Below are 5494 nucleotides of genomic sequence, written 5' to 3'. Positions count from 1 at the left end.
ACGACAAGAAAGCCGCCGATCTCGCCTGGGGCCGGACAGTGGCGTTTCTGAAGGAGAAGCTGGCCTGACGCTTCGCGCGTCAGGCAACCGCCGGCGCCCAAACCGCTGCAAAGTCGGGCGACAGCGTGAAGCCAGCGGGCGGCGCCGACGCCGGAGGCGGGCGGCGCATGCCTTCGTGCAGATAGCGCAGGGCCGACATCAGCCCGTTCATGGTATAGGGCTTCGATATGACGCCAACCGCGCCGGCGAAGTTCTCAGGAATGCGTCTCGGATTCGCGGTCATGAACACGACCATCGGCTGATCCGACTGACTTACGTGCTCGGCAACCTTGACTCCTGTCGGGCCGTCCGACAGATGAATGTCCACGAACGCGATGTCGGCGCGTTCGGTATCGACCATGGCCTTTGCTTCATCCGACGACATGGCCCAGCCGACGACCCGGTGGCCCGCCTCCTCGATCAGGCTCTCCAATTCCATGGCAAGCAGGGCCTCGTCTTCGACGATGAGCACTTTCAACGGCTGGCTCACGAGATGTCCCTTTTCTGCGCTTCGTTCGGCATTTTGATAAAAACTCGCGTGCCCGGACTTGCGTTCCGCCACTCGACATCGGCACGAAGCTGGCGCCCGAGTTGCCGGATAAGGCGCATACCGAAGGAACCGTCACCGGCGTTCCCGTCCATGCCGACGCCGTCGTCGGAAACTTCAATGATGAGGTGCCCGTCCGGTTGGCTCATCTTGACGCCGATGCTGCCGGGCGTCGTCTCGTCCTTGAAGGCATGCTTCAACGCATTGGTGACAAGCTCGTTCACAATCAGCGCCACCGGCGTTGCCTTGTCGGCAGGAACGACGATCGGCTCCAGGTCCAGTTTCGAACTGATCTGCGATCTGCCGGATGCTGCAAGCAGATCCGAGACAAGGTCCCTGGCGAAGTCGGAGACATCGAACCTGCTTACATCCTTCGACTGGTAGAGTCGGCGATGTACGGTGCTCAGCGCTTCTATGCGTTCCAGCATCGTCGCGAGGGTGTCCTTGACGGCCTCATCCTTGATCATGCGGCGCTGCATCAGGATGAGGGACGAGATCATCTGAAGATTATTCTTCACCCGGTGGTCGACCTCATGGAGCAGCGCGGTCTGCGTTTCGAGCGCAGCTTCGAGCTCTCTGGTCCGCTCCTTTACCGCCTCTTCGAAGCGCTGCTTGTCGGCTACGATGCGCTGCTCGGAGTGCTTGCGGTCGGAGACATCGAGTTGCGAGGCGAAGAAAAACAAAAGCTCACCTTTGTCGTTGTAGACGGGGCTGATGTAGAGCGCATTCCAGAAGGTGGAACCGTCCTTGCGATAGTTCAAAATGTCGATGCTGATGTCGTTGCCCACGGCCACCGCCGTGCGAAGTTCCGCGATGGCAGCCGGATCTGTCTCCGGTCCTTGCAGGAAGCGGCAGTTCCTGCCCATGACCTCTTCGCGTGCATAGCCCGTCAGCCGAAGGAACGAATCGTTGACGAAGACGATCGGGTTGTCCGGTTTGCGCGGGTCGGTGATAAGCATCGACATACGCGTTGCCCGAATGGCCGCCGCGAATGGGTCGCCTTTGCCATGCTCGACATGAAGACTGTCAGTCATGTGCCAGGCGTCTGGTGCTTCCCTTGTGTGTTTCCCGTCCATTGATAACTCCAAGCCTTGACCGCCGCGACAACGGCGCAGACTTGGAATTGGTTCAATCGCAGGTTTGTTGACGCAGACAGGAAAAGTGAAGGAACAAAACCGGAGTTCTTCTAAGTTCCTGCGTGGAAATCACTTTGAGATCTACACGGCTCTGGGCCGATGCATGGCGACGCCGGCGATCACCATTGCGATACCTACACAGTCGATGACGCTCGGCACCTGGCGGAGCACGATGACGCCGATCAATGTTGCCGTGAGCGGCAGGAGCGACAGCATCAGCGCGAAGCTCGCGCGCGGCAGCCTCGCCATGGCGAGCTGGTCGCAGACATAGGGGATGACCGAGGAGCAGACGCCGACGCCGATCGCCGCGACAAGCAGTTGCGGCGACGAGAAGGCGGGCAGCGCCTCGCGGAAGCCGATGGGCAACACGACGAGGAACGCGATCGCCATGGCGGCGCCGAGGCCGGCAATGGCGAGGCCTGCCTGGGCGACGCGATGGCCGATCACGATATAGCCGACGAACAGAGCGCCGTTGAGAGAGGCCCAGAACAGGCCGAGTGGATCGCTCGACCATTTCACGTCGATAAGCAGCAAGGTGCCGATGACCGCGACAGCCAGCGCGGCAAAATTGCGCCGGCTGCGCAGGCCGACCAGCGCGACCCCGATCGTGCCGACGAATTCGATCGCCGCCACCAGCGAGATCGGCAGGCGGTCGAGCGCCAGATAGAACGAGCAGTTCATCACCGCCAGACAGGCGCCGAAGGCCAGCAAAAGCAGTCGCTGAGCGCGGTCGGCGCGCGCAAAGACGCGCCAGGGCCTGGTCAATGGGGCGAAGATGAGAGCGGCGGTGGCGATGCGCAGCCAGGCCATGCCGAGCACGCCGACCTGGTCGAAAAGCAGCACCGCGAAAGCCGGTCCGAGATAGTGGAACACGGCGCTGATGCAGAACCAGACATGCGGCGGCAGCGCATTGGCCAATCCCCCGAGGGCAAGGAGGGGGCGCGGGGCGTCGGTTCTGCCGGCGGCCCGGTTTGCAGCTGGAGTTTGCGTTTGGCTGGTCATGGGCGCATTATCGCAGGCGAAATGCATAACTAATATGTGCGATCGGCGCGCCTTTTGTCATTCTGGATTCCAATGGAAGGCAAAAATATTGAAAAACCTTCGAAATGAAGATGCCGACCTGGACGCCGTGGACCTGAAGATCCTGCGGCTCCTGGAAAAGGACGCGCGCATCAGCACGGCGGAACTGGCGCGCGCGGTCGGGCTGTCGGCGCCGAGCGTGGCGGAGCGCCTCCGCAAGCTGCAGGAGAACGGTGTGATCGAGGCCTATACGGTCAGGATCAACCCGTCCGCGCTCGGCATGAAGCTGTCGGCATGGCTGAGAATCAGGCCGGTGCCGGGACAGCTTTCCGTCGTGGCAGATATCATTCGCGAGCTACCGGAGATCGCGCAATGCGACCGGGTCACCGGCGAGGATTGCTTCATCGCGCTCGCCCATGTCGGCTCGGTGAGCGAGCTCGAGCGGGTGATCGACCGGATCATTCCCTATGCGATGACCAACACGGCCATCATCCAATCGTCACCGGTCGAGCCGCGCTCGCCGCTGGGCGGGTTCAGGCAAAAGTGACGGGGCAGGATGACGGGCGGAGGGGACGAATCAGGCGTGGCCGCGCCGCATGCGCGCCTGGGTCAGAATCGCGCGCCAGCGGATCATGTCGAACGGGATGGGTTCATTGTTGTTGGCGATGTGGAAGATCTCGTTGTCGACGTTCTTCAGCGATCGCCAGAAATCATAGTCGGTGATGCGTGGATCGGCCGCCAAGCGCTCCACCTCGACCTTGATATCGGTTTTCATGCACTGTCCTCGCACCGCATTCCGCCAGCCGCCCGCGCGCAAACCCGGTACGGCGGTTTTCAAACGCGTCACTGAGTCGTTCAACGGACTCAAGCGACTTGTTCACGTTAAAACCTTGGTAAGGTTAACGCGGGCGCGGGGGTTTTCAAGCGCTCTTGCGCTTGATGCCGATCGAGCGCCCGGCGCGCTCGGGCATCGGCAGCGCCGCATGGGCGGCGCGCATGGCTTCGACCTTCGCCATCACGTCGGCCGGGAAGGGGGCGACCCGCGGCCCGGCCATGTCGACATGCAGCGCAAGCTGCTCGGAGGTCGCGGCCAACCAGCCGTCGACATGGCGGATTTCCTGATAGGCCCTGAGCCGCTTCTCATCGTGGTCGATAAGCTGGAACGAGACCTTCACCTTGTGGTCGAGGTGCAGTTCCTGGACATAGCAGACATGGACTTCCGCCGTGTAGATGGTGAGGCGGCGATCCCTTGCGTAGTTCGGCCCCATGCCCATCATCTCGAAGGCGACATCCGAACAGCGGTCGAACAGCACGTTGTAATAGGCCATGTTGAGATGGCCGTTATAGTCGATCCAGTCCTTCTCGATGTCCATCGGGTCGGAAATGAAGGGGGCGGGGATGGTCATCTGATTTTCCTTGATCGTCGCTGGACAGGGCGTGGCGGGTGAGGTTCTCTTTGTTCCGGCGCAATTCCGGACGGAAAACCGCTTCACACTTTTCCTGGAATTGCTTTAGGCATCATCCATAGCTGCATATCAAGAGTGGCCGCTGGTCCATTCGCGGAGGAATTCATGGCTTTGAGCGACCTCAATCCCGTCGAACGCAACGAGGAAGGCATCGCCGCGGTGCTCGGCATCCTCAAGCAGCGCTTCGGCGAGCGCTTCCAGACCGGCGAGGCGATACGCGGCCAGAACGCGCACACCACCACTTATATCCCGACCCAGGCGCCGGACGGCGTCGCCTTCGTCGAAACGACCGAGGACGTGCAGGAGATCGTGCGCGCCTGCGCTGCCCACCGCGTGCCGGTGATCGCCTTCGGCGTCGGCTCCTCGCTCGAGGGCCACACCAATGCGCCGGGCGGCGGCATTTCGATCGACACCTCGCGCATGAACCGGATCCTCGCCGTCAATCCGCAGGACCTCGACTGCACGATCGAGCCCGGCGTGACGCGCGAGGACCTCAACAGGTATCTGCGCGACACCGGCCTGTTCTTTCCGATCGATCCTGGCGCCAATGCCTCGCTGGGCGGCATGGCGGCGACCAGGGCCTCGGGCACCAACGCGGTGCGCTACGGCACGATGCGGGAAAATGTGCTGTCGCTCACCGCTGTCATGGCCGACGGCGAGACAGTGACGACCGGCAAGCGGGCGAAGAAAAGCTCGGCCGGCTACGACCTGACCCGGCTCTTGGTCGGCTCGGAAGGCACGCTCGGCATCATCACCTCGCTGACGCTCCGGCTTCAGGGCATTCCGCAGGCGATCTCCGGCGGCGTGTGCCCCTTTCCGAGCTTGGAGGCGGCGTGCAACACGGTGATCGCGACCATCCAAATGGGCATTCCAGTGGCGCGCATCGAGCTGGTCAACGCGCTGCAGATGCGGGCGATGAAGAATTATTCCAAGCTCGACTATCCGGAGAGTCCGTGCCTCTTCGTCGAGTTCCACGGCAGCGATGCGGGCGTGGCCGAACAGGCCGAGACGTTCGGCATGATCGCGAAGGAGAATGGCGGCGGGCCGTTCCTGTGGACCAGCGTCGCGGAAGAGCGGACCAAGCTCTGGAAGGCGCGGCACGACGCCTATTGGTCGTCGCTGACGCTGCGCCCCGGCGCCAAGGGCCTGTCGACCGATGTCTGCGTGCCGATCTCGCGGCTTGCCGAATGCGTCACCGAAACCGAAGCCGACATCGCCGAGATGGGACTGATCGCGCCGATCGTCGGCCATGCCGGCGACGGCAATTTCCACGTGCTGGTGCTGAT

Annotated in this window: 7 protein-coding genes; 2 read left to right on the top strand and 5 right to left on the bottom strand. The window is 62.4% G+C overall.

The window, feature by feature from the left end:
• Positions 1-79: 79 nt before the first annotated feature.
• The 3 genes from EOA27_RS19785 to EOA27_RS19775 form a co-directional block, all read right to left on the bottom strand.
• Positions 80-511, bottom strand: coding sequence for a response regulator (locus EOA27_RS19785; protein ID WP_245467381.1), 432 nt, complete (start codon positions 509-511; stop codon positions 80-82).
• A gap of 14 nt (positions 512-525) precedes the next feature.
• Positions 526-1620: a histidine kinase dimerization/phosphoacceptor domain -containing protein gene (locus EOA27_RS19780; RefSeq protein WP_245466997.1), complete on the bottom strand. Its 1095-nt coding sequence runs from the start codon at positions 1618-1620 to the stop codon at positions 526-528.
• 183 nt (positions 1621-1803) lie between these two features.
• Complete coding sequence (locus tag EOA27_RS19775) at positions 1804-2724, bottom strand: DMT family transporter (RefSeq protein ID WP_126082035.1); 921 nt, start codon at positions 2722-2724, stop codon at positions 1804-1806.
• Between the two features lie 88 nt (positions 2725-2812).
• On the opposite strand from EOA27_RS19775, the gene EOA27_RS19770 reads away from it, so the two are divergent.
• Complete coding sequence (locus EOA27_RS19770) at positions 2813-3289, top strand: Lrp/AsnC family transcriptional regulator (RefSeq protein ID WP_126082036.1); 477 nt, start codon at positions 2813-2815, stop codon at positions 3287-3289.
• A 30-nt stretch (positions 3290-3319) separates the two neighbouring features.
• Here the strand turns inward: EOA27_RS19770 and EOA27_RS19765 are convergent, their stop codons facing one another.
• Both EOA27_RS19765 and EOA27_RS19760 read right to left on the bottom strand, forming a co-directional pair.
• Positions 3320-3517 carry a hypothetical protein gene (locus EOA27_RS19765; RefSeq protein ID WP_042644109.1) on the bottom strand — a complete coding sequence of 66 codons (198 nt, stop codon included), beginning with the start codon at positions 3515-3517 and terminating at the stop codon, positions 3320-3322.
• A 145-nt stretch (positions 3518-3662) separates the two neighbouring features.
• Positions 3663-4148, bottom strand: a complete 486-nt coding sequence (locus EOA27_RS19760) for a thioesterase family protein (protein ID WP_126060132.1) — start codon at positions 4146-4148, stop codon at positions 3663-3665.
• A 165-nt stretch (positions 4149-4313) separates the two neighbouring features.
• On the opposite strand from EOA27_RS19760, the gene EOA27_RS19755 reads away from it, so the two are divergent.
• Positions 4314-5494, top strand: a 1181-nt coding sequence (locus EOA27_RS19755) for an FAD-binding protein (RefSeq protein WP_127256939.1), incomplete at its 3' end; no start/stop codon positions are given.

The sequence above is a fragment of the Mesorhizobium sp. M2A.F.Ca.ET.037.01.1.1 genome, from assembly GCF_003998075.1.
In the GTDB taxonomy this organism is placed as follows: Bacteria; Pseudomonadota; Alphaproteobacteria; order Rhizobiales; family Rhizobiaceae; genus Mesorhizobium.
The sequence above is the reverse complement of the archived record's forward strand: the minus strand, read 5'-3'. Positions and strand labels throughout refer to the sequence as shown.

Bases quoted from the DNA above. Each gene is read 5' to 3' on its own strand.
- EOA27_RS19780 (WP_245466997.1), bottom strand. From the start codon at position 1,620: ATGACTGACAGTCTTCATGTCGAGCATGGCAAAGGCGACCCATTCGCG.
- EOA27_RS19775 (WP_126082035.1), bottom strand. From the start codon at position 2,724: ATGACCAGCCAAACGCAAACTCCAGCTGCAAACCGGGCCGCCGGCAGA.
- EOA27_RS19765 (WP_042644109.1), bottom strand. From the start codon at position 3,517: ATGAAAACCGATATCAAGGTCGAGGTGGAGCGCTTGGCGGCCGATCCA.
- EOA27_RS19760 (WP_126060132.1), bottom strand. From the start codon at position 4,148: ATGACCATCCCCGCCCCCTTCATTTCCGACCCGATGGACATCGAGAAG.